Origin of the sequence: Paraburkholderia edwinii (genome assembly GCF_019428685.1) — a bacterium.
GTDB lineage: Bacteria > Pseudomonadota > Gammaproteobacteria > Burkholderiales > Burkholderiaceae > Paraburkholderia > Paraburkholderia edwinii.
Map to the genome: position 1 here is coordinate 3,929,757 of NZ_CP080095.1, position 25,825 is coordinate 3,955,581.

Sequence of the window (25,825 nt, forward strand, 5' to 3'; positions counted from 1 at the left end):
GATCGCTCCACCGCATCACTTCACCGCGCCCATCGTGAGACCTTGCACGAGCCGCCCCGACACAAGCAGCGCGAACACGACCATCGGCAGCACGATCAGCGTGCCCGTCGCCATGATTTCGCCCCACGGCAGCTCGTAACCGCTCATATAGCTCGTTGCCGCAACCGGCGACGTCACCGCGTCGGTGCGCGTCAGCACGAGCGCATACAGCAGGTCGTTCCACGAAAAGATAAACGCGAAGATCGCCGACACCACAATGCCCGGCATCGCGAGCGGCAGATTGATGCGCCAGAAAATGCGCAACGGCGAGGCGCCATCGAGGCGCGCTGCTTCGTCGAGCTCGACGGGAATATTGCGGAACTGATCGGTGCAGATCCAGATAACGATCGGCAAGCAGAACGTGATGTAAAGCAGGATCAGCACGAGATGCGTATCGACGAGGTCGAGCTTCGTCGCGATCAGAAAGAACGGCACCGCCAGCACGACTGGACTCACCATGCGGTTCGAGATAAACCAGAACCACAGGTCTTCCTTGCCGCGGAATTCATAGCGCGCGAGCGCATAGGCGGCCGGCGTGCCGAGCAGAATCGACGCGACCGTCGTGCAGCTCGCGACGATCAGCGAATTGATCAGGCTCGCGCCCACCTGATGCTCGAAAAGCGCATCCGTGTAGTGCTTGAACGTCGGATGAAACAACCATAACGGCGGATAGGCGAGCGCGTCGGCCTGACTCTTGAGGCTCGTGCTCACCATCCAGTAGAACGGAAATACCGATGACAAAAATACGACGACGAGGCCGAGGAAATGCCAGCCCGTCGCGTTGCGGCGCGCGGCACGCGCACGGCGCGCACGCGCGGTGAGACCCGTAGCGCGCGCCGCGGCGCCGTTTGCAGGTTGCGTCGATGGGGCGTTCACGTAGCCTCCCGATACACGAAGCGGATATACAGGCGCGACAGCACGATGGTCAGGATCAGCAGCAGGATCGCTTGCGCCGACGCCATGCCCTGATCGAACAGCCGGAAGCCGACCCGCTGGATATACACGCTAATGAATTCAGTCGCGGTACCCGGGCCGCCGCGCGTCATCGTGAAGACCGCATCGAACATCTTCAGCATGTCGGCCGAGCGCAGAATCAGAATCGCGGTAAGCCCCGGCAGCAGATACGGCCGCTGCAAGTGCCACAGGATCTTGCTCCACTTCGGCGTTTCGAGCCGCGCGGCCTCCTCCGCCTCTTTCGGCACCATCGCGAGACCAGCCAGCATGATCAGCGCGCAGAACGGCGTCCACTGCCAGATATCCATGATCATCACCGAGACAAACGCGAGCGTCGGATCGGCGAGCCAGTCGAGCGGTTGTATGCCGACAAGGCTCGTGAAGTAATTCGCCACGCCGAACTGCCGGTTGAAGATCAGGCGTCCGATCAAACCGACCACCGCATACGTGGTCGCCATCGGAATCACGAGACTCACGCGTGCGACGGCGCGCATCCACGGCAACTCCACGCGATGCAGCATCAGCGCAGCAAAAAGGCCCAGTGCGACTTCGATCGGCAGCGTCAGGCACAGGAATAGCACCGTGCGCCCGAGCGCGCCCCAGAACGACGGATCGGTCAGCGTCGCGATGTAGTTGTCGAACCAGATAAACGGCGTTCCCGAGCCGAGATTCGCGAGCTGGTACTGATGAAACGAGTTGTACAGCGCGAGCAGTGTCGGGTAGATGCCGATCGCCGCCAGCGTGAAGATCGCCGGAATCAGGAACCAGAAAGCGGGCGAACCGGGCAAACGGAATCGCGCGCGAGGGGCGGCGCGCGGCGCCGCGCGCGCCGCCCCCTGTTCCCGTCGAACCGCATCGTTCAGCATCGGGGCTCCTTCTCCACGTCGCCGTTACTTCAGCAGCGGCTTCTTGCCGCTGTAGTAGCCGGCTTTGTTGAGAATATCTTCGGTTTTCTGACCGATGGTCTGTGCGCCGTCCTTTACCGATACCTGGCCCAGCATCATCTTCGTGCCCCACTCGCCGATCACTTCGGAAATGGCAGGCCACTCGGGGAAACGCGGACGGTAGTCAGGCACGCCGCCCTGCCACGACTCCACCATCGGTTTCACGAACGGGTACTTGTCCTGAATCGCCTTGTCCTGATAGAGCGACGTGCGCGCCGGCACACCGCCCGCCTCGAGATAAGGCTTCGCCATTTCCTCGGACGTAATCCACTGAATGAACAGCCACGACGCGGCCTGCTTCTTCGCATTCGACTTCGCGTTGACCGCAAGCGAGAAGCCGCCGAGCGCCGGCTTCAAACCGGCCGGCCCGCGCGGTTCGGTCGTGATGGCAAGGCAGTTGCCGATCTTCGATTTGCTCGGATCCGTCAATGTCGGATAGAACGCCGACCATTCGGTAATCATCGCGACCTGCCCTTGCGCAAGCGCGTTGACCGCTTCCGCGTGATCGAAATCGACGATGCCCGGCGGCATGTACTTCATGAGCTTCTGCCGGTATTCGAGGCCCGCCTGCGATTGCGGCGACATCAGGTTCGATTTGAATTTCGCGTCGAGCAGCGAGCCGCCGTTCGGCCACAGCACGCGCATAAAGCTATCGGCCGATTGCGTTTCGCCGCGCCGCGATTGCAGCGCGAACGCGTACTGGTTTTTGCTCGCGTTCGTGAGCTTCGGCGCGTAGGCGGTCAGGAGTTCGTCCCACGTCTTCGGCGGCTCGTTGAAACCGGCGTCCTTCAGCATGCACTTGTTGTAGAACATGAGGCCCGAGTAGTTATCGAATGGCAGGCCATAAGTAACTTTGTCCCACGTGCCGAACGAATCGAGCAAAATCGGGAAGAAGCCCGGCAGATTCAGTTTCGGGTCCGCGAGCTTCGGGTTGTCGGTGAAGGTCTTGATCGGCACGAGCCACTTGTTGCTCGCGAATTCCCCAATCCACACGACGTCGACGAGCACGACATCCATATCGCCGCCGCCAACGAAATTGAGCACTTCCTTCTCGCGGGTGCTCTCGTACGGAATCACTTCCCACTTGACGTTGATGCCCGTCTCCTTCTCGAACTGCGGGATCAGTTTTTCCGCGGCCTTATAGCCGGGACGGTCGAGAAAGATCGCCTTGATCGTCGTGCCCGAGTAAGGCTGCGCGGCCTCCTTCAAGGTCCACGCCTGTGCGTTGGCGGCCGCGAAAAGCGACGCCGTTGCGATCGTCAACGCAATGGCGGTGGGCTGCAAGAAGCGTTTGTTCATGCTTGTCTCCGGTGTTGTTTTTACGCGTACTGTGCTTCGTCGAATCGTTCGATTCCCTCGGCTTTGTATCACTTGTAATTTGCGTTTTACAAATGTATATTTTGGCGCACACCTGTTGTCAAGAAGAAAATGACAAGCACTGCATGTTGCAACGCGGTGCGACAGCACAAGGACAACGGGTCTTGCGCATGCATCCGGTAACAGGCATCGCATACGAAATCAGGAGACAACGTATGAGCGCCGTTCATCTGCAGCAGATCCGCAAAACGTTCTCCGGCACCGAGGTGCTGAAGGGTGTCGATATCGAAGTCAACGAACACGAGTTTCTCGTTTTCGTCGGGCCATCGGGCTGTGGAAAGTCGACGCTGCTGCGCAGCATCGCGGGCCTCGAGCGCATCGACTCAGGCCAGGTGGTGATCGAAGGCGAGGACGTCACGGATCTCGAACCGTCGGCACGCGGCGTTGCGATGGTGTTTCAGTCGTACGCGCTGTACCCGCATATGTCGGTGTACGAAAATATCGCGTTCGGGCTGCGCATGATCAAATTGCCCGAAGCCGAGATCAAGGAACGCGTGCATCGCGCCGCGGAAATCCTGCAGATCAATCAGCTGCTCGAGCGCCGGCCGCGCGCGCTATCGGGCGGCCAGCGCCAGCGCGTGGCGATCGGCCGCTCGATCGTGCGCGAACCGAAAGTGTTTCTGTTCGACGAACCGCTGTCCAATCTCGACGCCGCCTTGCGCGTGCAGATGCGGCTCGAGCTGATCAAGCTGCACAAGCAGCTGAACGCGACGATGATCTATGTCACGCACGATCAGACCGAAGCCATGACCATGGCCGATCGCATCGTCGTACTCAATCACGGCAAGGTCGAACAGATCGGCTCGCCGCTCGAGCTCTATCGCAACCCGCACAATGCGTTTGTCGCGGGCTTTATCGGCTCGCCGAAAATGAATTTCCTCGATGTGCGTGTGGCACGCGTGGAGGCGGCGGGCGTCACGATCGAACTGCCCGGCCATACGCCGGGCACGCCGCTGACCGTGCCGTTCGCCGGCGACGGCATCGAAGCCGGCCAAAAACTGATGATGGGGATACGCCCGGAACATTTCGTCGAGGCCGCTGGCGGCGACATCGATAGCGGCCTCACCGGCGAAGTGATGGTGATCGAGCACCTGGGCAGTGAGACGCTGCTGCATGTGCGTCTGGCCGACGACCGCGTGATTCAGGTCAAAGGCTCCGGCGAATCGACGGCCGTCGAAGGGCAGCGCATCAACGCGGGCTTCAGCATCCGGCACGTGCATCTGTTTCGCGAAGACGGCCGCGCGCTCGAGCGCATGCGGCCGATTACGGAAACGATCGGCGCGAACTGAATCGGTGACAATAGTCTCTTTATAGTTTTTCCGGTTCGAGCGCAATGCGTTCGCCGTCATAAGGCGTGACGGTGGACGGCTCGACCGCGCGCAGAATGCGCCATTTTCCCAATTCGAACGCAACACGTATTTGATGTTCGCTCGTGTCGTTTGCGCCAAGACGTGCGCACACGGCGTCATGAGGCAACGCATACGCGCGATAGCCCCAGCCAAAGCCATAGACGGAAAACCAGACAGCGGCGTTCCGGGAAAGAAGCGGCGCAGTCATATGAAGCGGCGACTCGGTCATGGTGTGCACATCCGCGAGAGAGGATCGTGAAACGGCGGGCGGTCTGCCCTGCCTCATTTTATAAGGACGGCCTGCGCTTACGCAGCGAAGCGTTCATCGAAAACCGGCCCTCGCCTATAGCATGCACCGGATACATGGAGGAAAGATTAATTACAGCACCTGTAAGCAATCTGCGTAGATTTCTTAATGATCAGATGATCGAATTGCGCCCGCCACCGAACGATTGACCTTGGTGTCAAACAAAACGTAAGGGATAAGCGAGAGCCGCCCAAGGATCACGCAATCGTCACAGGGGACTGCGGCGCATCGGTACGCGCCGCTCGAACGCGCAGGAAATCGGCCAGTGCGCTCGCTGTCAGTGCCTTGGCGAAGAGCCACCCTTGTCCGTACTGCACGCCGCGCAGCAGCAGATAGTCAACCTGCGCTTCGTGTTCGATTCCTTCCGCGACAATCTCGAGGCCAAGCGCATGCGCCATGGCAATAATGTGCGGCGCGACGATACTCGATGCGGCTTCCTGCGCGATCGTGTCGATAAACGATTTATCGATCTTCAGTACATCCACGCGAAAGTTCTGCAGGTACGCGAGGCTCGAATAGCCGGTTCCGAAGTCGTCGATATAAATGGGGTGGCCCGCGCTGCGAAACGCGGCAATAGTTTGCCGGGTCGCTTCGGCGTCGAGAAAACTGCGCTCGGTGGCTTCGATGCGCAACTGTTGCGGGTGGATATTCGTGCCCGTGAGCCGGGCACGTAGCACATGCAGGAAGCGATCGGTTTGCAGATCCGCGCTGCCGACGTTGATCGATACATAAAACGCAGAGTCGGCCAGCAAATGCGCACCGAGCTCACGCAACACTTTGTCGAGAACAAGGTCGGTTAGCGGCTGAAGCAGTGCGCGTTCTTCGGCAATCGGCACGAACACATCCGGCGCTATGACCTGGCCGTCGAGCTGCCATCTCGCAAGCGCTTCGACACCGACGCATGCGCGGTCGCGCAACCTGACCACCGGCTGGTAATGCACATCGATTTCTTCGCGCCTTATCGCGCGTTCGAGCAGCACCGGCAACGAGCGCTCGCGCGACAACAGCCTTAACGTAAGCCACCCGAGCGTGCCGCCGACGACAATGCCGGCTGACAGCCATACCGCGAGCAGCGTCGTCCATTGACCGAAGAGCCGCGGCCGCGGCGATCTGGCGACAACGCCGAGCGGCCGCGTCGACGAACGCGCAACCGAATAGAGCCAGTGCGGATCATCGAACTCGCCGGCACGCCGCCACGCATTGAGCATCTCGTCGGCGTCGGCGCCTGACGATACGGCAAACACCTTGCCGACATCGACGTTGACGGCAGCGATCGAGCGGCCCGCCGGATCGATCACGTCCACATACGACTGCGGGTCGAGCGTCACATAGTTGCCGCCGCGGCCGATCACGATGGTGTCGCGTGCGACGTCGAGCGGCAGGGTTTGATGGAACCAGACCTGAAAGCCGTCCTTGCTGCGCCAATCCGGTGCAGGCAGCAGATGCGCTCGCGCGGAGACGTCGCCGAGCAACGCGGAACAACGATAGATGCCGTTGCCGTATACGCCGGCGTCCTGCACATAGCGGTAGCTAAAAACAACGCGTCTTAGCGCGTCGGCTTTGTCCGGAGAACAGGCATTGCCCGGTATGCGCGCGATATCCGCGATTGCGGCAAACGCCTGGTAGCTGACGAGTTCCGAACGGATCACCGCCTTTGCCGCGAACTGATGCAGGTCGCGCTGCGCTCTCGCGAGCGCATCCTCGCGTGCCGCATAAAGGCTCGTCAGCACCGGCGCGACGGTGGCCACGCAGGTCAACGCGATGTAAGCAGACGTGACGGTAAGACGGCTCATCGAAGGACCATCCTGCGAATCGTAAGCGGTTCGTGGGCCGCGCTGCCGGTGACGGCCAATTTTTACGATGATAGATCAGGACGCGTATTGGCAATGACCTGTTAGATGGGACGGCAAATGCGGCGAATGCGCTTTGCCTGGCCGCGACCTTCAATCCAGTTAGTCAGGCGGCGCGGCGTTCGCCTGTTCGAAGCGTTTCGCAGCCCAATCCATAAAGACACGCACGCGCGGCGACAACTGCCGCGAACGCTGGTACACGAGCGACACGGGCATCGGCGGCGGTGGCATATCGGCCAGCAACGGCACGAGTGCACCGCTTTTCAGATCTTCTTCGATATGAAAGCGCGGCACCTGCGCGAGCCCCAGGCCAAGCCGTATCGCAGTCAGATAGCTCTCCGTGCCGGTGACCGAGATCGCCGCGGGCAACACGACCGTTTGCGTTGTCGCGCCAACGGTGAAGTGCAGCGGATTCACGTTGCCGCTCGTGATCGAACGTATGCCGACCATCCTGTGTGCCGCGAGCTCATCGAGGTTCGTTGGCAATCCGTATTGCTCGAGATACGCGGGCGTCGCGCAAGTCACATGTTCGAGCATCGCCACCTGCCGCGCGACGAGTTCGCTGTCGCGCAAGTGCCCATAGCGGAGCACGCAATCGACGCCTTCCTGAACGATATCGACCCAGCGGTCGCTCTCGCTCATCGCGATTTCGATCTGCGGGTACTGCGCGAAAAACTCGGGGAGGCCCGGCATCAGAAAGTGCCGCGCAAGCGTGCCCTGCACTTCGATGCGCAGCGTGCCCGTGGGTAGCGCACCGCTAAACGCGCCTTCCGCGTCCTCGATGTCGTCGAGTATCGCGAGGCAGCGCCGGTAATACGCCTCGCCGTCGAGCGTCGGACGCACGACGCGCGTGGTTCGCTGCAGGAGCCGCACGCCGAGACGCCGCTCCATCTGGTGGATCACCTTCGTGACCGTCGAGCGCGGCACTTCCATGTCGTTGGCCGCCAGTGTGAAGCTGCGGCGCTCGACGATGCGCGTGTAGAGACGCATCGCATCCAGTCGGTCCACGCTTTCCCCTTTGTTTCCCTGATAGAAACAGTGCTGGTCATTTGCGGACGATTATATCCGCTACGGGAAAGTACATAGTTCGTTCCATGCCGAGCGCAATCAATCAACGCGAAACGGCGACCGCAATCGAGATACCGGAGAACGGACATGAACACAACGAATCACCCCAAAATCGCGCTCGTTACGGGCGCATCGCGCGGCATCGGCGCCGCCATTGCACGGCAGCTCGCCCGCGACGGCTTTATGGTGCTGATCAACTACGCGAACAATGCGCGCGAAGCGGAAGCGCTCGCCGCGCAAATCGACAAGGCAGGCGGCCATGCGACCACCGTGCAGGCCGACGTCACCGATCCGGCCGCCGTGAAGCGGATGTTCGACGCGGCGGAAGCGACGTTCGGCGGCGTCGACGTGCTCGTCAACAACGCCGGCGTGATGCGCCTCGCTGCGATGGCCGATAGCGACGATCGGTTGTTCGACAGCCAGGTGGCGATCAACCTGAAGGGAACATTCAACACGCTGCGCGAAGCGGCGCGGCGTCTGCGCAACGGCGGACGCATCATCAACACGTCGTCGAGCGTCGTTGGCCTCTATCAACCCACCTATGCGGTTTATGCGGCGACGAAAGCCGGCGTGGAAGCGATGACGCACATCCTGAGCAAGGAAATGCGCGGCCGCAACATCACCGTGAACACCGTGGCGCCCGGCCCGGTCGCGACGGATCTCTTCTTCGAAGGCAAGCCGCAGTCGGTTATCGACCACCTCACCAAACTGACGCCGCTCGAACGATTGGGTAAGCCCGAAGATGTGGCGAACACCGTCGCATTTCTCGCAAGCCCTGCAGGCGGTTGGGTCAATGGACAAACGCTGCGCGCAAACGGCGGCGCGATTTAAGCACGAAGCTGCGGGATCCAAAGCGAATCGTTTACTACAGCGACGTCAATAAAGCAGTTCGACGCAAAACCCTGAACATCTCAGCGCGCATTGGCGCGCAAAGGAACCATCATGAGCAAAGTTATCCTCATTACCGGTGCTTCAAGCGGCTTTGGCCGTTTAACTGCGGAAGCACTTGCCAAGGCTGGGCACACGGTCTATGCATCGATGCGCAATACCACTGGCCGCAATGCACCGGTCGTCACGCAAATGACGGAGTTCGCGAAGGCGCACCACGCGGATCTGCGCACGATCGAGCTCGACGTGCAATCGCAGCCGTCGATCGATGCCGCAGTCGAGCAGATCGTCGCGCAAGCCGGCCGCATCGACGTATTGATGCACAACGCAGGACACATGGCGTTTGGACCCGCCGAAGCCTTCACGCCTGAACAGTACGGACAACTTTATGACGTGAACGTGCTTAGCACGCAACGCGTGAACCGCGCGGTGCTGCCGCATATGCGCAGCCAGGGCAAGGGTCTGCTTGTGTGGGTATCGAGCAGCAGCACAGCCGGCGGCACGCCGCCGTATCTCGCGCCGTACTTTGCAGCGAAGGCCGCGATGGATGCGATCGCCGTGCAATATGCACGCGAGTTGTCGCGCTGGGGTATCGAGACATCGATCATCGTGCCTGGGGCCTTTACGAGCGGCACCAATCACTTTGCCCATACCGAGAAGCCGGCTGACGAGGCGCGTTCTGCCGAATACGAGGCAGGTCCTTATGCAGGCTTCGGCGAGCAGATCCAGCAGGCCTTCAGCGCGATCGTGCCGCCCGATGCGGATGCAAGCCTCGTGGCCGACGCAATCGTTAGCGTCGTAAATGCGCCATTCGGCAAGCGGTCATTCCGTGTGTATATCGACCCAACCGAAGACGGTGCAGAAGTTGGGTTCACCGTTGTCGATCGTGTGCGCGCAGAGATGCTGCATCGCGTAGGCATGTCGGACCTGCTTAAGCCGAAAATGACTGCATAAATGTCCGAATAAGATGTGGCGCTTAGCAGCGGTTCGTGCGATACGTGCCGCTGTTTCAGCGCTTATGCGTAGCATTCGAGTTTGTTTAACGATGCAAAGTGCAAGGGTCGATAACACGCTTCTCCAAATTAGCATATAGTCCAAACTGATTTTGATATCAGATCCGGATGTCGCACTTTGGCGTATGTCCACACGTCCCTCACTCGCTACTTCGACAGATGCGCAGCATTGCACTTCTTATTTTTCCGGGCGTACAGGCCCTCGACGTATTCGGCCCGACCGACGTCTTTTCGGAAGCGAACGTTTTCCTTCCGTCAGAATCGCAGTACCGGCTCAAGCTGATCTCTACCGAACGCGGTGCGTTGCCCTGTTCGAGCGGCTTGCGCATTCACGCGGACGAACACTTTAGCGAAGCGGATCCGCATCATGATCTGCTGCTCGTTGCAGGTGGTCCGGGTATTGTCAGCAAGCCGCTCGAAGACGACGTGCATGCCTGGCTAAGAGAAGCGAGCCGCCATTCACAACGCTTCGGTGCTATCTGCAACGGCACCCTGACACTTGCGCGAGCGGGCCTGCTCGATGGGCGCAACGTCACGACGCACTGGAGCAGTGCAGCGATGCTGTCCTCGCTCTGCCCGACTGCGCGCGTCGAGGCCGACCGCATTTTTATGCAGGACCGCGAGCTTTATACGTCAGCTGGCGTCACCGCGGGCATCGATCTCTCGCTGTATCTGCTGGCACAGGACCACGGTCCCGAGCTCGCCTTACGCGTGGCAAAGCGCATGGTCGTGTTCTTGCAGCGCGCGGGCGGCCAGTCACAATTCAGCCCCTATCTGACGCCATACGCGGAAGACTCTTCGCCAATCGCTCAAGTGCAGCAGTACGTGCTCGCGCACCTTGCGGACGACCTCAGTATTTCGGTGCTCGCGTCGGTCGCGAGAATGAGCATGCGCCACTTCTCGCGCGTATTCGCACGCGATGCGCGCGCGACGCCGGCCGAATTTGTCGAAAGCGCACGCATCGATGCAGCGCGTGTGATGCTCGAAAACAGCTGCTCGCCGTTGAAGACGATCGCGTACCGCTGCGGGCTGCGCGATGCGCACCACCTGCGCGCGGTATTCAAGCGCCGGCTTGGCATCACGCCGCAGCAATACCGTCTGCATTTCGGCACGCCAGAAGCGGGCGCGCAGCCGCCGGAGATCGATGACGAATCGAGCCTGACCGAGACGGCCGGCATAGGCTGAAGCGTTGGAAAACAGCCGCGTCGATGCGTCGTTTTCGATCGCGCGCGGTCTGCTGGACGTTTGGATAGCGCGTTTAGCGCTAGCGTTGCGATGAGCCTTAGCGGCTTGTTTTAGCGTTTCTTTAGCTTTTATTTATCTTTAGGCGATTTTCTTTAACGTCGCGTTTACGCATTCGCGAGAAAAGGACGCCGTTGTCGATAAAGAGAACAATGCGATCGGCTCGAATCGAATCGCCTCTTATACCCGTGCGCCCTGTTCGGTTCCGTCATGCATGACAACGCAGTTTCGCCCTTTGCGTTTTGCTTCGTATAACGCACGGTCGGCCGACTCGATCAGCGACGTCATCGCCGAACCGGCAGTCGGCACCGTCGCCGCGCCGCCGATACTGACCGTCACATGTTGCGCGGCCAACGAGTTGCGATGCGGCAACGCAAGCGCTTCGATCTCGAGCCGGATCTTTTCCGCGAGCAGCCTGGCGCCGCCTGCCGCCGTGCTCGGCAACACGACGAGAAACTCTTCGCCGCCATAGCGCGCGGCGATATCGCCCGCCCGTCCGAGGCACTTTTCGACCGTCGTCGCGATGCGCTTGAGCACTTCGTCGCCGGCCACATGTCCATACGTATCGTTGTACTGCTTGAAGTTGTCGACGTCGATCATCAACATCGCGATTTCCGCATGTTCGCGCGCGCTGCGCCGCCATTCGGCGCTCAGATATTCGTCGAGATAGCGGCGGTTCGACAGCCCCGTCAAACCATCCGAATGCGTGAGACGGCGCAGTTCGAGATTCGCTTCGAGCAACTGCTGCTGCGATTGTCTGAGCGCGCGATACGCTTCATCTCGCTGCAGCAGGTTCACGAACGAACGCGAGTGATAGCGCACGCGTGCGACGAGTTCGATCCGATCGGGCAGCTTCACGAGATAGTCATTCGCGCCGGCTGCAAAGGCGGCGCTCTTGATCACCGGCTCTTCCTTCGCGGACAGTACGATGATCGGCACATCGCGCGTGGCCGGCGTGCTCCGGTAAGCCTTCACGAGCGTGAGACCGTCGACGCCCGGCATCACGAGGTCTTGCAGAATCACGGTCGGCCGCGTGTAGATCACGGCCTTCATCGCCTCTTCGGCTTTCGCGCAGTAGTGAAAGTCGATGCCTTCTTCGCCCGCGAGCGCCTGCCTGACCGCTTCGGCGACGATTGCCTGATCGTCGACGAGCAGCACCATCGCGGGCACGTCCGCTGCGGGCGGCGTGTCGAGCGTGGCGCGTGCCGCTTCGAGGGCGGCATCGGCTTCGTCGGCGACGGCTCGCGGATCGTGTGAGCCGTTGTGATTCATTCCCATATGTGTACCTGTCTAACTGGATTTTCCGTGCGTGGTGCGGTATTCGGTTGTGGTTTTCCGTTGCGGCTGCGGTTGCGGTTGCAGTTACTGTTTCCGTGCTGCCTGACGGCTAACGATGAACGAGCCCGACAAGCTCGCCGGCAATGCGCTCGAGCGCCAGGATGCGCCGCGCCGCGCCGAGCGCGGCCGCCGCTTTCGGCATGCCGTACACGGCGCTCGTCGCTTCGTCCTGCGCGATCGTCTCGTAGCCTTTCGCGCGCATGGCCTTGAGCCCCAATGCGCCGTCGCGCCCCATGCCGGTCAGCAGCACACCCGCTGCTTCGCCATCCCAATGGTCGACGACACTCTGAAAAAATACGTCGACCGACGGCCGGTAGGGTGTCTCGACCGGTTCGCGTGTATAGCGCAACGAACCGCCGCGCGTCAGCAGCAAATGATCGTTGGTCGCCGCCAGCAACGCTTCGCCGGCGCGCGGCCGGATGCCGTCGTGCGCGATGCGCACCGGCAACGGCGATTGCCCGTCGAGCCACTCGGCCATGCCCTGCGCAAAGGCCTTGTCGACGTGCTGAACGATCACAATCGGCGCGGCAAAGTCAGCGGGCAGGCTGCCTAGCACGGCCGCTAGCGCGGTCGGCCCGCCCGCCGACGCGCCGATTGCGATCAGCCACGGCGTGCTCGCGCCGCGCGCCCTGCCCGCGTCGGGCGCCGCCGCGGGCATCAAACGGTTCGCAAGCTGGTAACCGATCTGGTCCAGTTTCTCGAGCAAAGCGTGTGCCGCTTCGCCTGCGTCGTTGCCGCCCGCGAGGGTCGGCGTATCGACCGCGTCGAGCGCGCCCGCGCCCATCGCCTCATAAACGCGCGACGCATTCGCGCCGACGCTGCTCGTCACGACGAGAATCGCACACGGCGCGCGCGCCATGATGCGGCGCGTCGCCTCGACGCCGTCGAGCTTCGGCATGATCAGATCCATCAGCACGACGTCCGGCGGCTGTGCAATGCAAAAATCGACTGCCTGCTCGCCGTCCTCCGCAACCCACAGCACACGATGCTCGGTGCGCCTCGCGAGTGCGCGGCGCAACGCTTCGACAGCCAGTGGCAGATCGTTTGCAATGCCAATGTTCATTGGTTCGCCTCGCCGATCAGATCGCGTACCGCGTCGAGCAGCGCCTCGTCGTGGAAGCTGCCTTTCGCGAGATAGTAGTCGGCGCCCGCGTCGAGCCCGCGGCGGCGATCCTCGTCGCGATCCTTGTACGACACGATCATCACCGGCGTCGACTTCAGTTGCGCATCGCGGCGGATCATCGTGACGAGCTCGATGCCGTCCATGCGCGGCATATCGATATCGGTCACCACCAGGTCGAAGCTCGCGCCTCTTAGCGCATTCCAGCCGTCCATGCCGTCCACCGCGACGGTCACCGCGTAGCCGCGTTTTTCGAGCAGTTTGCGTTCGAGCTCGCGCACCGTGAGCGAATCTTCGACGATCAGCACCTGCTTGCGCTGCACGGCGACCGCGCCCGACGACGCGCGCACGCGCGCAAGCTGCCCCTCGCGCACGAGCTTGTCGACCGAGCGCAGCAGATCTTCGACATCGACGATCAACACCGCTTCGCCGTTATCCATCAACGCGGCCGCCGCGATGTCCTTGATCTTGCCGAGCCTCGCATCGAGCGGCTGCACGACGAGCATGCGTTCGCCAAGGAAACGCTCGACCGCGACGCCGTACGTGCCCCGCTCATCACCGAGCACAACCACCGCGACTTCCTCGGCCGCTTCGCCCGCTTCGAGCCCGAGCAGTTGATGCGCGGCAACGAGCCCGACGCGCTTGCCTTCCAGCGAAAAATGTTGCTGCCCCTCGAGCATATCGATGTCGCTGCGCGCGAGCGCAAGCGTGCGATGCACAGCACCGAGCGGAAACGCATACGCTTCGCCGCCCACCTCGACAAGCAGGCTGCGAATCACCGACAGCGTGAGCGGCAACTGCAGCACGAAGCGCATGCCGGCGCCCGGCTCGTTGACGATGCGCACGGTCCCACGCACCGCTTTCACCATGTCGTGCACCGCATCGAGACCGACGCCGCGCCCCGATACATCGGTCACCTGAGCACGCATCGAAAAACCGGGCAGCAGCAGAAATTCGAGCAGTTCCTGCTCGGAAAGACGCGTGACAGTCGGTTCATCGGCAAGGTGGCGGCGCACGATGGCGGCGCGCAAGTCGGTGAAATCGATGCCGCGGCCGTCGTCGCTGACGCTGATCAGCAGCTTGCCGGCGCTGTGGCGCGCTTCGAGCGTCAGCGTCGCCTCAGCCGGTTTGCCTCGCGCGACGCGCTCGCCCGGCGTTTCGATGCCGTGATCGAGCGCATTACGTAACAGGTGACCGAGCGGCGCATCGAGCATGTCGAGAATGTCGCGATCGACCTGGGTGTTTTCGCCGACGATCGAAAATCGCACCTGTTTACCAAGCGATCGCGCGAGGTCGCGCACGATGCGCGGATACACATGCGTCTCGTCGCCGAACGCGCGCATCCGGCATTGCAGCGCTTCGTCGTACAGCTGTTGCGCGAGATTCGTGCTGCGCCGGTCGTAGCGGTCGAGTTCGTCGATCTGGGTCGCGAGCTGCTGCTGAATCGCGCCGAAGGCGTCGCGCACGCTGTCCAGTGCGGCACTGGCGCGCGCATCGAGTTGACCGTCGAACACCTGCGCAAGCGATTCGTAGACCGTATCGAGCGCGCGGGCGGCTTCGCGCTGCGTGCGCTTCACGCGCAGCATCGAATCGGCAAACGGCTTGAGCCAGCGCGATTCGACGAGCGATTCGCCGGACAGGCTCAGCAGCCGGTCGAGATTGTCGGCGCGCACGCGCAGGATGCGGTCGGGGTCGCGTTGTGTGTTGAGGCCGGCGCGTGCGGGCGATGTCGTCGGTTGCGTCGGTTGCGTCGGTTGCGTCGGTTGCGTCGGTTGCGTCGGTTGCGTCGGTTGCGTCGGTTGCGTCGGTTGCGTCGGTTGCGTTGCGTGCGCAATCGCTTGAGCCTGCGATGAAGCGGCCAAAAGATCCGGCGCGGCGTTCGGCTCGGCTTGACGAAGCCGGGCTTCGCCCGAGTTCGCGGACGCCGGCGGATCTTCGGGCGGCGCGCCGTGCTCGGCTAAAGCAATTGTTTCAGCTTGCGGCGCTGAAGCCGTTTGTGCTTGCGCCTGCAGCATAGCGATGGCGGCGTTGAGCAGCGCATCGGCTGAGTCTGCTTGCGCCGCGGGCGGCGCATCGCCACTCGTGCGCGCGGCCGCATCATGCAAACCCATCAATGTCGAAGCACCGACAAAACCCGCTAACTGTGCGACACATGCCTCGATCTCCGCACGGCTCGCGCGCACCGCCGGTTGATCGTCGGCAACGCGCAGCAACAAGTCGACACCGCGCAGCAACGCATCGATATGCACCGCCGTCAGCGCGAGCGTGCCGTGCTGCGCGGCGACGAAGCACTCCTCCATCGCGTTCGCGATATCGACGCCGTCCTGCAGGCCGATGATGCGTGCCGCGCCTTTGAGCGAATGCGCGGCGCGCATGCATGCTTCGAGCGCCAACGCGTCGGCGGACGCACGCTCGAGCGTAAGCAGTCCATCGGACAGCACGCGCGTCTGCATATGCGCCTCTTCGCTGAAGAGCGCGAGCAGTGACTGGCGGCTCAGATCGTCGTCGGTACTCATTGGAGGCTCTGTGTCAGTGAGGCGAATACGCGCGCGGCATCGAGCACGCCGACCGTTTTACCCTGCCACGCGAGCACGCCAGCCGCATGCGCGGCACTCGAGCGCGTCAGCGTGTCGGGCACGGGCCTGAGCGCGCCGGTCGCATAACGCACAACGCCATGCACTTCGTCGACCGGGAACACCACGGGCTCGCAGTCGTGCGCGACGACGAGCATTCGTGCGTAACGGCCGCTGCGCGACGCGTGCACGCCGGACGCGGCGCCTGGTCTTTCGTTCGAAGCCGCCTTCGCGGCGGCAGTCCGATCGAGACGGAGCAGTTCGCCGAGCGACACGACCACCGTCAGCGCACCGCGCACATTAACGAGGCCCAGCACGACGCGATTGCGCCGATGCGGCAGCGAATGAACCGGCCGCAGATCTTCGATCTGCTTTAACGCTTCCGTAGGCAATGCGAGCCATTCGTCCGCGACGCGGAATACAACCGCCGAATGTGTTCCGGATGACTGAGCGGATTCATTCGAACCCGCGTTGCCCGAACCGTTGGCTTTCGCCATGGCGACCGGTGCATCGCCCGACTGCTCCAGCGAAGCTGCACGCTGCACATGGGCAGCAACCTCATCCATTGCACCGGAGATCGGCCGGTCGAGCAAACGCGCCGCGGCACGCTCGAACACCGGGCAATTGAGGCAGCGCGTCCACTCCTCGAGCGCCGGACACGATTGGTCGCCGCGCGTGCCGATGCGATTCCAGCAGTCGTCGATGCTCGTTTCGATATCCGGAAGATCGTCGACGCGGTCAGTCATGGAAGCCTCGCGTCCGGTTCACGTGATTCACGTGGGTCGCTTTCCGTTCCGGCGCATCGCGCCGCCCCTGCGCCGCACGTTCGGCGCGACGCGTCAGGCGCTCGGCACCGGCCGCGTCGCCCGTCATTTCGAGCAGGGCCGCGAGATGCGTAAGCGCCTCGTAGTGGCTGGGCTCCAGATAAAGCGCCTTGCGGTAATAGTCACCCGCATCGGCGCCGCGGCCGCGTGCGTCCATGATCAAGCCCAGCAGATAGAACGCCGAAGCATCGGGTCCGTGGATATTGACGCACTGGTTCGCCACGCGTTCTGCGTGATCGAACCGGCCTTCGTCGGCAAGACGCGATGCGTCGGCGAGCAAGGCTTCGCGCTTCGTGGGCGCTTCCGACGATGCGGAAGCAGTACGCGTCGCATCGACTTTCGAAGCGGTCGCACGCGCCGCCGCGGCCTGCTTCGCAAATGGCTGCCGCGCGGGCGGAACCGGCCGGATCGGCGGAATCGGCGCGATCGGCGCAATCGGTTTGACCGGCGCCACCGCAATCGCAGACGCGATCGGCGCCGGCCTCGGCGGCCTTGCCTCGTCGGCGGGCGCGCGCGCGAACGCAAACGCTAGCGGGATCCGCGCGGGATTGTACGCATGCCGCATCATCAGGCCCGTCTCGGCGGGTCCGACAAACATCATGCCGTCCTGCGCGAGCCGCGCATCGAGCAGGCGAATCGCGCGATCCTGCGAATCGCGGTCGAAGTAGATCAGCACGTTGCGGCACAGGATAAAGTCGAAACGCGCATCGGCCGGATGCGGCGCGTCGAACAGATTGGCCCGGCCGAAGCGGACAGCATTGCGCACACGTTCGCTGAGTACATAGCGGACATCGCCGGACGCTGCGCCCGCCGCATCGGCTAAGCCCGTATCGTCCGCACAAAAACGGGAATCGGAGCCCGCCGCGCCTGATCCGGCGACCGTGAAATGCCGCTCGCGAAACTCGAGCGCGCGTCCGCGAAACGAATTGCGCCCATATACGCCAGCGCGCGCAATGTCGAGCGCGCGCTCGCTGATATCGATCGCGTCGATCGAAAAGCGCTCCGGCCCGATACCCGCATCGAACAACGCCATCGCAATCGAATAGGGCTCCTCGCCCGTCGAGCAGGGCGCGCTCAGCACGCGCAATACATGCGACGCGTCGCGCACCAGCCGCTCGTTCGCGAGCCGCGCAAGCGCAACAAACGCTTCGCGGTCACGGAAAAACCATGTCTCGGGCACGACGATCAGTTCGACGAGCGCTTGCCGCTCGTCGTGCGATGCATTGAGCAGCTGCCAGTAAGTTTCGAGGTCGCCTTCCGATGCAGCCTCCTGCGTCGCACGCACGCGGTCCCACACCGCGCGCTCGAACGCATGCGCGCCGAGCGTGGGCGCGCTGATGCCGGTCTCGCGCAGGAGCCAGCTTTCGAAGCGTGCGTCGATGCGGGGTTCCGCGTTCATGACGTCGATGCCTGTGCGTGCGATGTGGGCGATGCGTGCGCTACGTGCGATTCCCGCGGAAACAGCAAGGTCTTTACGTCGTCGGTCAGCATGTGCCGCACCTGAACCCATTGCACGAAGCCCTGCCCGTCGTTCGCGACGGGGCCGAGCCAGCGCGCGTGCGGCGTCGCGACACCGGTATCGGCGAATTGCTCGCGCGCGATGCGGCGCGTCTGCGTCGCGCCTTCGACGATCAAGCCAAGCCGATGCGGTGCCTCGGGTGCCTCGCTCGATGCCTCGCTAGCGCGATACTCGACGATCACGAGGCGCGTCGACAGCAAGCGCCGCGCCTCGCGCCCGAGCGCAAGGCGCGGCACATCGATGACGGGCAACGGCTCACTGTGCCGCTCGGCGACACCAGCGACCCAGGCGGGCGCGCCGGGAATCGGCCGTGCCGGCTGCAGCGCGAGCACCTCGACGATCTGCGCAGCGTCGAGCGCGTAACGCTCACCATCGAGGTCGAACAGAAGGAAAAGCATCGCCGTCAAACCGGTTGCGTCGTTTATATGCGGTTGTAAAACTATTATCTGTGGGTATAGCCGGTTACCGCCGGATACCGCTGCTTACCGTCGTCGATCACGCCCCGGCGCGCATCACGCTTCGATCTTGAAGCGCGACACACCCGTGCGCAACTGATTCGCAACCAGCGTCAGATCGTCGATCGCCTGCGACGATTGCCGCAGCGATTCGGCCGTCTGCTGCGCCGCCTCTGACAGCTGCGACAGCGCCTGCGTAATCTGTTCCGCGCCGTTCGCCTGCGTATGCATCCCTTCGTTGACCGCCTGGAAGCGCGGCGCGAGCGCCTGCACCTCCAGGATGATCTGCGAGAGCTGGCCGCCGACCTGCTGCACATCGTGCATGCCGCGGCGCACCTCCTCGGAAAACTTCTCCATGCCCATCACGCCCGCGGACACGGCCGACTGGATTTCCTTCACGGTCTGCTCGATATCGTAGGTCGCCACCGCGGTCTGATCCGCGAGCCGGCGGATTTCGGTCGCGACCACACCAAAGCCGCGGCCGTATTCGCCGGCCTTTTCCGCTTCGATCGCCGCATTCAGCGAAAGCAGATTGGTCTGGTCGGCGACCTTCGTGATCGTCGCGACCACCTGATTGATATTGACCGCCTTCTCGTTGAGCACGGCGAGCTTCGCGTTGACCGAACCGGCCGCCTCCATCACGCTGCGCATCGTGTCTTCCATGCGCGACAGGCCATTCTGGCTCGTGCCCGCGAGCGTCGCCGATTGCTCCGCGACGCGCGACACTTCGTTCATGGTCTGCAGCAGATCGCGCGAAGTCGCGACGATTTCGCGCGACGTCGCGCCGATTTCGGTGGTCGTCGCCGCTGTTTCCGCCGCGGTGGCCTGTTGCTCCTTCGACGTCGCCGCGATCTCCGCCACGGAGGTCGTGACCTGCAACGACGACTTCTGCGCCTGCGCGACGAGACTCGTCAACTCTTCGGCCATCCGGTTAAAGCCGTTCTCGAGCGTGCCGAATTCATCTTGCCGCCGCAACGCAAGACGCTGCGCGAGATTGCCGGTGCGCATCACATCGAGCACGTCGACCACCCGCGCCATCGGCACGGTCACCGCGCGATACAGTGCAAAGCCTGTGCCGAGCGCTACCAGCAGCACGATGCCGAGCGCGACCGCAAGCGTAATTTCGGCCTCCTGCGCGGACTGGCGGATCAGATGCGCCCATTCGTCGGCCTGCGATTTGTCTTCGTCGACCATCGAATTGGCCGCCCGCGTGACTTTTTCCCATGCGGGACTCATCGCGAGCAAAGCACGCTGCGCGTCGGCCCGCGAACCTTGCGCCATACGCAATACTTCGTTGAACTGTGGCAGCGCGTCGGCATAGGCGGTGCGGAATTCCTCGAAACGGGCGGCGTCTTCGGCGCCGTCGACGGTTTGCGGATATTGCGCGACGAGCTTGTCGATCTGCTTCAGCGAAGCGTTGACCTTGTCCAGATCGCTGCGCGACGCGCCTTCATCGCCGTCGACGAAGAGCGCGCGCTGTGACGTCGTCATACTCTCGCTCGACGCGGCGCGGATCGACGTCGATAGAAAAATGCCGAGCACCGACTGACGCTCGAGCTTGTCGGCCTCTTCGTTGATCGCGCGCAGACGCGTGTAGGAAACGATCGCGGTGATCAGCATCAGCAGAAAGATCGCCCCAAAACTGAGCAGGATGCGATTACCGAGCGAAAACCTGTTCAGGGACGCCGTGCCGCTCAGTGAAGCATTACCGCTGCGTGAAGTCGCGATACTCATGGTCCCGTCTGCGTAGAAAGTGATGGATGCGATAAACCGCCCCGGCGCGCATGCGGCTCGCGCACGGCCGATTCGACGCGCAACAGTACCAGTAATGACGCAATATTGTCAGCAAACGTTTCGAGCGCTGTTGCGCCGCGTGCACCGCTTGCCAGCCTTGCGTCTGCGCCGCATTTGCACTGCTTTTGCGCCCCGGTTCGAAGTCGCAAAAGCAGACCATTTCGGTATCAATACAGCAGTGGTTGTTTTGAAATGGAATAAGGGTTTTCGATCATAACCCGCTACAAACCGCGACACGCGCGACTCGTTATGCGAAGTCAATATCTGGCGGTAAAGATGGCAATGGAAGACAGCGTCGCCGGCTCGTCATTCGGTCGATTTTTTCGCTTTTTGTTTTGACCGCTATTGGATTGTTGCGCCAGCGCAGCACGCTTCACGGAGCAACGGGTGCGCGGGACGGCCATTGCGGGCAGCGGCGCCTCTTCAGGCCTGAAAGCGATGTTTGAATAAGCGAGTAATTTTTTCGCTACGGTTACACAATATCCGGCAAGTTTTTATAAATCCGCCGATCGAAACACAGGTATTTTCATGCGTATTTTTCCGGCCATTTAGCCGACCGGGCCGAACCCCGCGCCTGTAAATGCGGCCACTGAACGGATGGACAACTGGCCGAAGTGGAATGGCGCTTAGCCGATAATCGCCTGCTCCGGCTTTTCGCGCGCTTCATCCGCTTCACGGGTGTCACGCTCGACCAGCGCCTTCGCGCGCGGCAGCACCTCTTCGGCAAACAGGCGCATCGACGCTTCGAACGGCTGGAACTGCAACATGAAGAGCTCGACGCCGGCGCGATGAAATCCGGCGATCCGGCGCGCGACCGTATCGTAACTGCCTACGAGCCCCGCGGCTGTGCCGCCGTTCGAGCCGACGCGCGGCGTGCGCGCGTAGGTATGGAACATCACCGCCTTCGGATCGATATTCGCTTTCTGCTTCTCGCGTTGCGGCGCATCTTTCGCCGCCAGTGCAAACAGATGCTCGAGATGCTGCTGGGCGGCTTCGTCGGTTTCGGCCGCGATCACGAACGCGGAGAGCCCGAAGCGCAACGGCGGCGCGCCGGCGGGACGCGGCCGCGCGGCCACATCGGCGATCAGCGCGGCGACGTCGTCGAGCGGTTGTCCGTTGATAAACCACACGTCCCCGTGATCGGCGACGAGCGCGCGCGCCGGCTCCGACTCGCCGCCCACATAGACGCTGGGCCGCGCGCGAAACGGATCGGCGGGTCGCAATACGTAGTCGTCGACATGAAAGTGCCGCCCGTGAAAATGCGTGCGCTCGCCGCGCAACAACGCGTCGACGACGGTGATCCATTCACGGCCGTATTCATAGCGCGCGTCGTGCTCCGCAAAGCCGATGCCGGCGCGTTCGAGTTCAGGCCGGTTCCACGCATTGACGAGATTCAGCGCAAAGCGTCCGCCGCTGATGTGCTCGATCTGTTGCGCCATTTTCGCCAGCACGACCGGGTGATACAGATAAGGCTTGATCGCCGCGATGATCTCGATGCGCTGCGTGAGCGCGGCGAGCGCGGCCGACGCGGTCCATGCTTCGAGCTCATCGAGGTTCTCGTCGTAGGGGTTCATCGTGTGCTGGGCGACCAGCACCGAGTCGTAGCCCAGACGTTCCGCTTCGAGCACGAGCGCGCGATTGCGCGCCCACGAAGCATCGAACGGTTCATCGGGGTCCTGCAATGCGGCGCGGCTGCCATGCACGAGCGCCCAGATGCCAAAGCGGATGGGGGAAGACATCAGCGCAATCTCCTCGCGGGTTCGACGATGCGAACGGCGATGATGCCGCAGCTGGTGCGCTAAAACGCGTGCCGGCGATCTAATTTGTCGCGATATCGATCGATGCAATCGAGCTTTGGCGTACTGCGATGCCTCGCTATAGTCCGTAGCTCATTCGCATCGGGGGCCTGGCCAATGAATGTCATTGCACTTCCCGCGCACCGTCTGTTTCAGTGCATATTCCGGCGTTATCGCGCAGCCGCTTTAGCGTCGTGGTTAGCGCTTGCCGCGCTGTTCGTTGCCAACGTGCTTTGCGCCGAACCGGCGGTTGCGCGCGAGACGGTATCGATCAGCTATCAACGCTCGTCGACCTTGCTGATCCTGCTCAAGCGCACCGGCGACCTTGAAAAGCGCCTGAATGCGCTCGGTTATGACGTGAGCTGGCACGAGTTCACGAATGGTTTGCTCGAATCGCTGAATGCGGGCAGCGTCGATTTGCATGCGGATGTCGCCGACGCTTTCGCGCTGTTCACACAGGCCGCGAACGCACCGCTCACCTACTATGCGGAAGAGACGTCCGCGCCATCGGCACAGGCGATTATCGTGCCGCCGAACTCGCCGATTCGTACGGTCGCCGATCTGAAGGGCAGGCGCGTGGCGGTATCGAAAGGCTCAGGTTGCAATTTCCTGATGCTAGCGGCGCTTAAGCAAGCGGGCATGACGATCGACGATATCCAGGTCCGCTATCTCGAACCGCCCGACGCGCTCGCCGCCTTTCGCGGCGGCAATATCGATGCATGGGTGATCTGGGATCCGTTTCTCGCGGCCGAACAGCGCGACGCGAATGTGCGAGTCATCGCCGACGGCAGCAGCGGTCTCGCGCAATACAACCGCTTCTATACGGCAACGACCGCATTCGCCGACCGGCATCCGGAAGTGCTGCGAGTCGTATTCGACGAACTCAATCGCACCGGCAAATGGGTCAAGGCGCATCCGCAGGAAGCCGCGCAAATTCTGAGCCCGCTATGGGGCAATCTTCCACCGCAGACCGTCGCGCTTGCGAACACGCGCCGCAGCTACGACATCGTGCCCGTGCAAAGAGACCGGCTCGGCGACCAGCAGCGCATTGCGGACACCTACTATGCGGCGCATATGATTCCGAAGACGCTAAAGGCCACCGACCTTCGTATCTGGACGCCGCCGTCCGCGACGTCGCAGCCGTAGGCCTTGATCCGCGCATCATGACGATGCGCGGCCCGCGCGGGGCTCGATATAGTTCGAGCCCCGCGCGGCATCAGGGCATCCGCTCAAGCGACCTTGTCATAGTTCGCCGAGGCGAAATCCCAGTTGATCAGCTTTGCGGTCAGTCCTTTCAGATAGTCGGGACGGCGGTTCTGATAGTCGAGGTAGTACGCGTGCTCCCACACGTCGACGGTCAGAAGCGGCGCCTTGCCCGACGTGAACGGCACATTGGCATTGCTCGTCTTCATCACCGAGAGCTTGCCGTTCTCAACGACGAGCCAACCCCAGCCGCTGCCGAATTGCGACGCGGACACTTTCACCAGTTGTTCATGCAGGTTATCGAGCGAGCCGAAGTCGCGCAGGATCGCGGCCTGCAGCTTCTCGCTCGGCTGCGTCGGCGTCGGGCTCATCGACTTCCAGTAGAAGTTGTGATTCCACGCCTGGCCTGCGTTGTTGAAGATGTCCTCATGCTGCGTGTCGCCATACGTCTTGACGATGATCGTCTCGAGCGTCTGGCCCGCGAACGGCGTGCCGGGGACCAGCTTCGACAGATTCTCGAAATACGCGCGGTGGTGCTTGCCATAGTGCAGGCCGATGGTGCGTGCCGAAATCACCGGTTCCAGCGCGTTCTCGGCGAAAGGCAGCGGCGGCTGCGTTTGCGGTGAAGCGCCGAGATAAGCGGGCACCGCGGCAGAACTCGCAGCCAATGCATCAACGGGCAGTATGCTGGCAGCCGTGCCGGCAATGCTGGCCACGACCGCGCTAGCGGCACCTTTCGTTGTTCTTGCAATAAAGTCGCGTCGTTCAAGGGAGGCGGCAGTCATCAGTTAGCCTTGAGAAAGAGAGGGAGTGGAAACACGCCATACGTGCAGGCATTGCCGCTTTCAATCGAAGCGTCGTCGATCAGATAAACGCAATAGCCGCTCCTTAAAACGGTCGACTCAACCGCGTTATTCCATAACGCGACGGCAAGCTATTCCTCGCTCTCTCTTTACGACTTTAAGTCAGTTATGTGAAAACGCCTGCGCTAATGCATTTGTCAGGATCGCTTTTGTTCAATAGCGCTTCGCATTTGCGCGCCTGAAATTAGTGCATCGCACGGCGCGTTGCACTTCATGCATTTGCGTATGCGGATGGTTTAGCGCGGCGACGGTTCGTCGAGGAAGTTCTGCACCGCATCGAACAGCTGCAATCGGTTCTTCTCCATCAACACGGTATGCGTGCCCTCGCCGATCATGTCGTATTGCTTCCACGGCGCCGCGGTCAATAGTGGAAACAGCGCTTGCGACATATAGGGCGGCGTGTCCTGGTCCCACTCACCCTGGATCAATAGCGTGGGCGCCGTGATCTTGCCCGGGTCGTAGGTGGGCTTGCCCAACATGTAATAAGCGCGAATGTCTTGCGTAACGCCGTTCGGTGCGCGCAGCGCGGGCGGATTCGACGATGCGGCTTTCGGATCGGTCGCCCACGTCGCTTTCTGCCAGGTGTCGAACCATCCCGGCGGAATCAGTTCGGCACGCTTATCTTCCGGTACGCCTTTGTACCAGCGCTCCTTCGCCTGCTCGATCGTTACATGACGATAAGCGCCGAGCCTTGCTTCATCGCCGGTAGGCGGCTTCTCATGCGAGAGCCACACCGGCGCATACAGTACGAGCCGATTGATCTTCTCCGGGTGCTCGGCCGCATAACCGCCCGCGATCGTCGTGCCCCACGACCATCCCATTGCATCGAGCTGGCTCAAGTGGCGACGCGCCAGCACCCAGTCGACCACAGCGCCATAGTCGGCTACCGCCTGCGCCGTGGTTTCGACGGGCTTGCCGGCATCGGCCGGGCCGTTCATGGCCGCAGGACGCGTCGAATGTCCGTAACCGGGCAAGTCGAGCAAGTAGACGTCGTAACCGCGGCGCGCGATGTAATCCATCCACGACATGCCATTCAGTTCGAGATCGAATGACGTGCTTGCCGGATAAGTCGCACCATGCACGAACACAAGCGTATGCGCGGCATCGTAGATCGTCTTGTAGGCCGGATGCTTGTTGCGCACATAGATCCTGATGCCTGGCTGCGGCGACGCGACCATCGCCTCCTCGGTCATCAGCTTGACGGGTGCCGCATGCGCCGATGTTATCGGCGTGGCGCCGATCAGCAGGGAAATGGCAAGTATGGCTAAGGGAGTCGAACGCGAAGTCACGTGAGCAGTAAGCATCTGGA

Annotated in this window: 21 protein-coding genes; 5 read left to right on the top strand and 16 right to left on the bottom strand. The window is 62.2% G+C overall.

Annotated elements, in window-relative coordinates; all coding sequences use genetic code 11:
* Positions 1-15: 15 nt before the first annotated feature.
* From KZJ38_RS17370 to KZJ38_RS17380, 3 genes are read right to left on the bottom strand one after another with little or no spacing between them, the layout of a single operon-like run.
* A complete protein-coding gene (locus KZJ38_RS17370; protein WP_219797429.1) occupies positions 16-915 on the bottom strand; it encodes a carbohydrate ABC transporter permease in 900 nt (299 codons plus the stop codon).
* The gene (locus KZJ38_RS17375; protein ID WP_246641525.1) at positions 912-1,859 is read right to left on the bottom strand and encodes a carbohydrate ABC transporter permease; all 948 of its coding nucleotides are present in this window, start codon (positions 1,857-1,859) and stop codon (positions 912-914) included. The genes KZJ38_RS17370 and KZJ38_RS17375 overlap by 4 nt, the downstream gene beginning before the upstream one ends.
* Before the next feature lie 24 nt (positions 1,860-1,883).
* Positions 1,884-3,236, bottom strand: coding sequence for an ABC transporter substrate-binding protein (locus KZJ38_RS17380; protein ID WP_219797430.1), 1,353 nt, complete (start codon positions 3,234-3,236; stop codon positions 1,884-1,886).
* Positions 3,237-3,469: 233 nt separating this feature from the next.
* On the opposite strand from KZJ38_RS17380, the gene KZJ38_RS17385 reads away from it, so the two are divergent.
* Entirely contained in the window at positions 3,470-4,603 is a 1,134-nt protein-coding gene (locus KZJ38_RS17385; RefSeq protein ID WP_219797431.1) for an ABC transporter ATP-binding protein, read from the top strand.
* Between the two features lie 19 nt (positions 4,604-4,622).
* Here the strand turns inward: KZJ38_RS17385 and KZJ38_RS17390 are convergent, their stop codons facing one another.
* From KZJ38_RS17390 to KZJ38_RS17400, 3 genes are all read right to left on the bottom strand, one after another.
* Entirely contained in the window at positions 4,623-4,892 is a 270-nt protein-coding gene (locus tag KZJ38_RS17390; RefSeq protein ID WP_219797432.1) for a hypothetical protein, read from the bottom strand.
* 275 nt (positions 4,893-5,167) lie between these two features.
* A complete protein-coding gene (locus tag KZJ38_RS17395; RefSeq protein ID WP_219797433.1) occupies positions 5,168-6,763 on the bottom strand; it encodes an EAL domain-containing protein in 1,596 nt (531 codons plus the stop codon).
* A 159-nt stretch (positions 6,764-6,922) separates the two neighbouring features.
* The gene (locus tag KZJ38_RS17400; RefSeq protein WP_219797434.1) at positions 6,923-7,828 is read right to left on the bottom strand and encodes a LysR family transcriptional regulator; all 906 of its coding nucleotides are present in this window, start codon (positions 7,826-7,828) and stop codon (positions 6,923-6,925) included.
* Positions 7,829-7,975: 147 nt separating this feature from the next.
* Between KZJ38_RS17400 and KZJ38_RS17405 the strand changes: the two genes are divergently transcribed.
* The 3 genes from KZJ38_RS17405 to KZJ38_RS17415 all read left to right on the top strand — a co-directional run bounded on the left by KZJ38_RS17405 (position 7,976) and on the right by KZJ38_RS17415 (position 10,974).
* Positions 7,976-8,719 carry an SDR family oxidoreductase gene (locus KZJ38_RS17405; RefSeq protein WP_219797435.1) on the top strand — a complete coding sequence of 248 codons (744 nt, stop codon included), beginning with the start codon at positions 7,976-7,978 and terminating at the stop codon, positions 8,717-8,719.
* Positions 8,720-8,830: 111 nt separating this feature from the next.
* Entirely contained in the window at positions 8,831-9,730 is a 900-nt protein-coding gene (locus KZJ38_RS17410) for an SDR family oxidoreductase (RefSeq protein WP_219797436.1), read from the top strand.
* 218 nt (positions 9,731-9,948) lie between these two features.
* Complete coding sequence (locus KZJ38_RS17415; protein ID WP_219797437.1) at positions 9,949-10,974, top strand: GlxA family transcriptional regulator; 1,026 nt, start codon at positions 9,949-9,951, stop codon at positions 10,972-10,974.
* Positions 10,975-11,211: 237 nt separating this feature from the next.
* Here KZJ38_RS17415 and KZJ38_RS17420 read toward each other — a convergent pair whose 3' ends face one another.
* The 8 genes from KZJ38_RS17420 to KZJ38_RS17455 form a co-directional block, all read right to left on the bottom strand.
* Positions 11,212-12,309: a diguanylate cyclase domain-containing protein gene (locus KZJ38_RS17420; RefSeq protein ID WP_219797438.1), complete on the bottom strand. Its 1,098-nt coding sequence runs from the start codon at positions 12,307-12,309 to the stop codon at positions 11,212-11,214.
* 109 nt (positions 12,310-12,418) lie between these two features.
* Positions 12,419-13,432, bottom strand: coding sequence for a chemotaxis response regulator protein-glutamate methylesterase (gene cheB, locus KZJ38_RS17425; protein WP_219797439.1), 1,014 nt, complete (start codon positions 13,430-13,432; stop codon positions 12,419-12,421).
* On the bottom strand, positions 13,429-16,005 hold the full coding sequence (locus KZJ38_RS17430; protein WP_219797440.1) for a hybrid sensor histidine kinase/response regulator: 2,577 nt from the start codon (positions 16,003-16,005) through the stop codon (positions 13,429-13,431). Before KZJ38_RS17430 ends, cheB begins: the two co-directional genes overlap by 4 nt.
* On the bottom strand, positions 16,002-16,808 hold the full coding sequence (locus KZJ38_RS17435; protein ID WP_219797441.1) for a chemotaxis protein CheW: 807 nt from the start codon (positions 16,806-16,808) through the stop codon (positions 16,002-16,004). Before KZJ38_RS17435 ends, KZJ38_RS17430 begins: the two co-directional genes overlap by 4 nt.
* Positions 16,801-18,285 carry a CheR family methyltransferase gene (locus KZJ38_RS17440; protein ID WP_219797442.1) on the bottom strand — a complete coding sequence of 495 codons (1,485 nt, stop codon included), beginning with the start codon at positions 18,283-18,285 and terminating at the stop codon, positions 16,801-16,803. The genes KZJ38_RS17435 and KZJ38_RS17440 overlap by 8 nt, the downstream gene beginning before the upstream one ends.
* Positions 18,282-18,803 carry a chemotaxis protein CheW gene (locus KZJ38_RS17445; protein ID WP_219800423.1) on the bottom strand — a complete coding sequence of 174 codons (522 nt, stop codon included), beginning with the start codon at positions 18,801-18,803 and terminating at the stop codon, positions 18,282-18,284. Before KZJ38_RS17445 ends, KZJ38_RS17440 begins: the two co-directional genes overlap by 4 nt.
* A 114-nt stretch (positions 18,804-18,917) precedes the next feature.
* Positions 18,918-20,594, bottom strand: a complete 1,677-nt coding sequence (locus tag KZJ38_RS17450) for a methyl-accepting chemotaxis protein (protein ID WP_219797443.1) — start codon at positions 20,592-20,594, stop codon at positions 18,918-18,920.
* A gap of 686 nt (positions 20,595-21,280) precedes the next feature.
* Positions 21,281-22,393 (bottom strand): LLM class flavin-dependent oxidoreductase, encoded by a 1,113-nt coding sequence (locus KZJ38_RS17455; RefSeq protein WP_219797444.1) that lies wholly within the window; start codon positions 22,391-22,393, stop codon positions 21,281-21,283.
* Between the two features lie 174 nt (positions 22,394-22,567).
* Between KZJ38_RS17455 and KZJ38_RS17460 the strand changes: the two genes are divergently transcribed.
* The gene (locus tag KZJ38_RS17460) at positions 22,568-23,596 is read left to right on the top strand and encodes an aliphatic sulfonate ABC transporter substrate-binding protein (protein WP_219797445.1); all 1,029 of its coding nucleotides are present in this window, start codon (positions 22,568-22,570) and stop codon (positions 23,594-23,596) included.
* Positions 23,597-23,679: 83 nt separating this feature from the next.
* On the opposite strand, the gene KZJ38_RS17465 is transcribed toward KZJ38_RS17460, so the two are convergent.
* Positions 23,680-24,300 carry a superoxide dismutase gene (locus KZJ38_RS17465; protein WP_246641793.1) on the bottom strand — a complete coding sequence of 207 codons (621 nt, stop codon included), beginning with the start codon at positions 24,298-24,300 and terminating at the stop codon, positions 23,680-23,682.
* A gap of 452 nt (positions 24,301-24,752) precedes the next feature.
* Positions 24,753-25,820: an alpha/beta hydrolase gene (locus KZJ38_RS17470; RefSeq protein ID WP_219797447.1), complete on the bottom strand. Its 1,068-nt coding sequence runs from the start codon at positions 25,818-25,820 to the stop codon at positions 24,753-24,755.
* Positions 25,821-25,825: the final 5 nt, after the last annotated feature.

Excerpts from the sequence above, each read along its gene's own strand:
- KZJ38_RS17450 (WP_219797443.1), bottom strand. The coding sequence starts at position 20,594 with ATGAGTATCGCGACTTCACGCAGCGGTAATGCTTCACTGAGCGGCACG.
- KZJ38_RS17395 (WP_219797433.1), bottom strand. The coding sequence starts at position 6,763 with ATGAGCCGTCTTACCGTCACGTCTGCTTACATCGCGTTGACCTGCGTG.
- KZJ38_RS17470 (WP_219797447.1), bottom strand. The coding sequence starts at position 25,820 with ATGCTTACTGCTCACGTGACTTCGCGTTCGACTCCCTTAGCCATACTT.
- KZJ38_RS17430 (WP_219797440.1), bottom strand. The coding sequence starts at position 16,005 with ATGAGTACCGACGACGATCTGAGCCGCCAGTCACTGCTCGCGCTCTTC.
- KZJ38_RS17375 (WP_246641525.1), bottom strand. The coding sequence starts at position 1,859 with ATGCTGAACGATGCGGTTCGACGGGAACAGGGGGCGGCGCGCGCGGCG.
- KZJ38_RS17420 (WP_219797438.1), bottom strand. The coding sequence starts at position 12,309 with ATGGGAATGAATCACAACGGCTCACACGATCCGCGAGCCGTCGCCGAC.
- KZJ38_RS17385 (WP_219797431.1), top strand. The coding sequence starts at position 3,470 with ATGAGCGCCGTTCATCTGCAGCAGATCCGCAAAACGTTCTCCGGCACC.
- KZJ38_RS17380 (WP_219797430.1), bottom strand. The coding sequence starts at position 3,236 with ATGAACAAACGCTTCTTGCAGCCCACCGCCATTGCGTTGACGATCGCA.
- cheB (WP_219797439.1), bottom strand. The coding sequence starts at position 13,432 with ATGAACATTGGCATTGCAAACGATCTGCCACTGGCTGTCGAAGCGTTG.
- KZJ38_RS17435 (WP_219797441.1), bottom strand. The coding sequence starts at position 16,808 with ATGACTGACCGCGTCGACGATCTTCCGGATATCGAAACGAGCATCGAC.
- KZJ38_RS17445 (WP_219800423.1), bottom strand. The coding sequence starts at position 18,803 with ATGCTTTTCCTTCTGTTCGACCTCGATGGTGAGCGTTACGCGCTCGAC.
- KZJ38_RS17415 (WP_219797437.1), top strand. The coding sequence starts at position 9,949 with ATGCGCAGCATTGCACTTCTTATTTTTCCGGGCGTACAGGCCCTCGAC.
- KZJ38_RS17405 (WP_219797435.1), top strand. The coding sequence starts at position 7,976 with ATGAACACAACGAATCACCCCAAAATCGCGCTCGTTACGGGCGCATCG.
- KZJ38_RS17390 (WP_219797432.1), bottom strand. The coding sequence starts at position 4,892 with ATGACCGAGTCGCCGCTTCATATGACTGCGCCGCTTCTTTCCCGGAAC.
- KZJ38_RS17410 (WP_219797436.1), top strand. The coding sequence starts at position 8,831 with ATGAGCAAAGTTATCCTCATTACCGGTGCTTCAAGCGGCTTTGGCCGT.
- KZJ38_RS17455 (WP_219797444.1), bottom strand. The coding sequence starts at position 22,393 with ATGTCTTCCCCCATCCGCTTTGGCATCTGGGCGCTCGTGCATGGCAGC.
- KZJ38_RS17460 (WP_219797445.1), top strand. The coding sequence starts at position 22,568 with ATGAATGTCATTGCACTTCCCGCGCACCGTCTGTTTCAGTGCATATTC.
- KZJ38_RS17440 (WP_219797442.1), bottom strand. The coding sequence starts at position 18,285 with ATGAACGCGGAACCCCGCATCGACGCACGCTTCGAAAGCTGGCTCCTG.